At 61.9% G+C, this 4,016-nt stretch carries 2 protein-coding genes and 1 pseudogene; 2 read left to right on the forward strand and 1 reads right to left on the reverse strand.

The annotated features are described in order from the left end of the window. Positions 1 to 148: 148 nt before the first annotated feature. Both EN893_RS22385 and EN893_RS22390 read left to right on the forward strand, forming a co-directional pair. On the forward strand, positions 149 to 1,045 hold the full coding sequence (locus EN893_RS22385) for a UTP--glucose-1-phosphate uridylyltransferase (protein WP_127269746.1): 897 nt from the start codon (positions 149 to 151) through the stop codon (positions 1,043 to 1,045). A 225-nt stretch (positions 1,046 to 1,270) separates the two neighbouring features. Beyond that, the gene (locus EN893_RS22390) at positions 1,271 to 3,658 is read left to right on the forward strand and encodes a polysaccharide biosynthesis tyrosine autokinase (protein WP_127272247.1); all 2,388 of its coding nucleotides are present in this window, start codon (positions 1,271 to 1,273) and stop codon (positions 3,656 to 3,658) included. Between the two features lie 76 nt (positions 3,659 to 3,734). Here the strand turns inward: EN893_RS22390 and EN893_RS22395 are convergent. Then, positions 3,735 to 4,016 (reverse strand): annotated as a pseudogene (locus EN893_RS22395) (serine/threonine protein phosphatase); the annotation flags it as partial.

Raw genomic sequence — 4,016 nt, forward strand, 5'->3', positions numbered from 1 at the left:
GGCATATGGGCATGCCGATCGCCGTGCGGTTGCGAAGAATGGCGGCACAATTTGCCGTTGGGGCGGGGAGGTGAAGATGCAGGCACATGGAGGGATTTTTCGTGGCCTGTGAATGGACTGAAGTCGATCTCCTCAGAAGGAATTTGCGATGAAGAAAATCAGGAAGGCCGTGATACCGGTGGCGGGGCTTGGAACAAGATTCCTGCCGGCGACCAAGTCGATGCCAAAGGAAATGCTTCCCGTGGTCGACAGGCCTGTCGTGCAATATGCGGTGGACGAGGCCTTCGAGGCGGGCATCGAGCACATCGTCTTCGTGACTGGCCGCAACAAGGCGGTGATCGAGGACTATTTCGACCTGCATCCGGAATTGATCGGCACCCTGGAGCAGACCGGCAAGAAGACCCAGTTGGAGGCGCTCGAAAGCATGCTGCCTGTGGCCGGTGCCACCAGCTTCATCCGCCAGCAATCGCCGCAAGGCCTCGGCCATGCCGTCTGGTGCGCGCGCGAGGTTATCGGCAACGAGCCCTTCGCCTTGCTGCTGCCGGACATGGTGTCCTTCGGCGGGCGCGGATGCCTCGCCGAAACCGTCGAGCTTTATGAGCGCACGGGTGGCAACGTGATCGCCGTCGAGCGTTGCGAACCGAGCGAGACCAACAAATACGGCATCGTTGGCCGTGGCGCCGAGATCGGTGGCGGTTTCGAGGTGACGGCCATGGTCGAGAAGCCGGCGCCGGCCAATGCGCCGTCGAACTTCTACATCAACGGCCGCTACATCCTGCAGCCCGAGATTTTCGCGCTTCTGGGCAATCAGCAGCGCGGCGCCGGCAACGAGATTCAATTGACGGACGCCATGGTTCGTCTGTCGAAGGATCAGTCGTTCTTCGCCCAGCCTTTTAAGGGTCGCATGTTCGACTGCGGTTCCAAGGAAGGGTTCATCCAGGCCAACATCGCCTTCGCGCTGGCGCGCGACGACATGAAGGGTCCGGTTTTCGAGATGCTTCAGGAGTTCGTCCGGTCGCATGAACGCCAGGAAGAAGCCGCATAATGCCCATCTTTCGGGAGCATGGTCAGATGGCCGGCGAAGAGGGGCCGGCAGGTTCTCGCCGTCTGGCACGACGCTTGCTTCGCTTCTGGCGATGCTCCCGATCTTCGAGGCGCCTGCAAGCCAAGGCATGATCCCGGAAAGTGGGTCCCGGTTTCCGGAAAAGATCATGTTGAAACAGTGAGATAGAGTCCATTGCGATGGACCGGCTCTAGAATTGGACCGAAGATGAATTATGCCAACTTTCCTCTCGACAAGAGGATGCCATTGCCGAATTCGGACGCAGGAGACGGCGAAGACTTCATCGATATCGAGCGGCTGCTTGGCATGGCCGCACGGCAGGCCAAGGTGGTTGCCGTGTGTGCCGTCATCGGTCTCTTCCTGGGCTTGCTCTATTTGCAGACGACGCCGCCTAAATATCAGTCGGTCGCCAGCGTGCTGATCGATGAGGGCTTGAACAAAATCGTCGACGACATTTCGGCGACGTCGACAACCATGCAGACCGATTCGGCGATCCTGAGCCAGATCGAGATCCTGACCTCGACGCGGCTTGCCGCCGTGGTCGTCGACAAGCTGAAGCTCGACCAGAACGACACATTCATGAATCCGCCCCAGTCGGCGCTTGCCCAAGGCATAGGCCTCATCCGCGGCCTGATCCAGTATGTCCGCCCCAGCTCTTCCATGCCGGGTGGCACTGACTTCAGCAAGCTCGACCCGGCCGCCCGCGATGCGCTGATCGCCACGTCGCGCCGCGACTACGCGATCCTCAAGCTGCAGAGCGAGGTGCGGGCAACGCGCATCGGGCGAAGCTACGTCATCGCGCTCGGCTATCAGGCGACGGACCCGGCCTTGGCAAACGCCATCACCAAGGCCTACGCCGATGCCTATCTCGCCGATCAGCTCGATGCCAGCTTCGATGCCACCGAGCGGGCTGCGGTCTGGCTCCAGGGCCGGTTGACGGAGCTGCGCCAGAGCTCGCAGGCAGCTTCGCTTGCGGTTGAGAAATTCAGGGCCGAACACGGGCTGGCCGCCAACAGCGACGGCCAGCTGATGAGCGACAAGCAGCTTTCCGACCTCAACGCCCAGCTTATCGTGGCGCAGGCCGACACCGCGCGCGCCAGCGCCCGCTACCAGCAGTACAAAGCCATTGTCGACAGCGGCTCCGAAAACGCCTTCAAGGATGCCGCCATATCGAGCGACCAGCCGAGCAGCTCGGTCATATCGGCGCTCAAGACCCGCTATCTCACGGTGGCCAAGCGTCTGCAGGACGTCGAGGCGAATTTCGGCCCCGAGCACCCGCAGGCGGTGGCTCTCTCCAAGGAGAAGGCCGACATATCGACGCAGATTTTCGGCGAGCTGAAGCAGCTGACCGAAAGCTATCGCAACGAATATGAGGTGGCGCAGGCACGCGAGACCGCGCTCAGGGCCAACGTCGCGGCCGCACAGGGCAAGAGTTCCGTCGACAACCAGACGCAAGTCAAGCTGCGTGAACTCGATCAGCAGGCGACGGCGCTCACCACGCTCTACCAGACATTCCTCGGCCGCTATGAGGAAGCCGCGCAACAGCAATCCTTCCCTGTCGGCAAGATCCGCATCATCTCCGACGCTTCGATGCCGATGGCGGCCTCGAGCCCGCGCACAATCGTCGTGCTCGGGCTTTCGCTGGTGCTTGGCCTGCTGATGGGCGCCGGCTTTGGTGGCCTGAACGAGTTCAACGAACGCTTCTTCAGGACCGGCGAGGACGTGCGCGACCGCGTCAACCTGAAATTCCTCGGCTATCTCCCCACGATCGGCGGCAAGCTCGGCAAGGAAGAAAAGCCGGGCGAGACCCAGGTAGACGCCAAGACCACCCAATCGCTGTCGGCGGCCGAAAGGCGGGCGCGCATGCGGGTCAGCATCGATTCTCCAGCCTCGATGTTCTCCGAAACGCTGCGAAGCGCCAAGATCGCCTTCGACGTCGTGATGGAAGGGCAAGGCAGCCGCGTCATCGGCGTCATCTCGGTGCTTCCCGGCGAAGGCAAGTCGACGGTCGCGGCAAATCTCGCCGGCTTGCTCGCCGCCAATGGCTCCAAGACGCTGCTGATCGACGGCGACTTGCGCAATCCCGGCCTCAGCCGGGGCCTTGGCATGGAAACCGAGCAGGGCTTGATGGAAGCGGTGGTCAGTGGCCAGACCTGGCAGTCCGTCGGCAAGATCGACAGGCAGACGAAGCTGGCGATCATCCCGGCGGTGCTGCGCGGTCATTTCTCGCATACCAGCGAACTTCTCTCCTCGGCCGGCATGCGACGCTTCATCGAGAACGCCAAGGAGACGTTCGAATACATCGTCGTCGATCTGCCGCCGCTCGGACCGGTGGTCGACGCCAAGGCCTTCGCGCCGTTGGTCGACGGTTTTGTACTGGTCACCGAGTGGGGGCGCACCCCACGCGCGATGGTCAGGTCGATGCTGGAATCCGAACCCTATGTCGCCAACAAGATCGTCGGCGCGGTGCTGAACAAGGTCGATTTGAAGAAACTGGCCAAATACGGATCGTTCGGCGGGTCGGAAAAATTCTTTGATAAATATTCGAGCTACTATCTGGAAAAGTCGGAAGTGCGCGGCAAGGCGCCGGTGTGACGTCGACCGTTGCGCGAGTGGACCCTCTCTGAAGTGTATCGATCTTCAGGTCAGCACACCTGAATATCGATGCGCGTCAGGAGAAGATCAGCCTGCCTTGCTTGTCGGCGATCCTGACGGCGGTCAGGCGTCCGCTCTGGAAGGCGGCTGTGTCGATGCCGAGCCGGCGCCCTTCGAGCTTCGGGACGTCCACCGGAGTATGCCCGTGCACCACCCAGCGGTCGAGCAGGTGCGTTGCCTCGAAGAAGTCCGAACGGATGTTGGCCAGGTCGTGGTCGGTTTGCGCCGCAAGGTCGACGCCGGGCCTGATGCCGGCGTGGACGAACACGAACTTCCGCGAACGGACCATGATCGGCAG

Source organism: Mesorhizobium sp. M7A.F.Ca.CA.004.04.2.1 (genome assembly GCF_004022825.1).
Lineage (GTDB): Bacteria > Pseudomonadota > Alphaproteobacteria > Rhizobiales > Rhizobiaceae > Mesorhizobium.

What these genes read in the sequence shown, in the direction of transcription:
- EN893_RS22385 (WP_127269746.1), top strand. Translation starts at nt 149, where the DNA reads ATGAAGAAAATCAGGAAGGCCGTGATACCGGTGGCGGGGCTTGGAACA.
- EN893_RS22390 (WP_127272247.1), top strand. Translation starts at nt 1,271, where the DNA reads ATGAATTATGCCAACTTTCCTCTCGACAAGAGGATGCCATTGCCGAAT.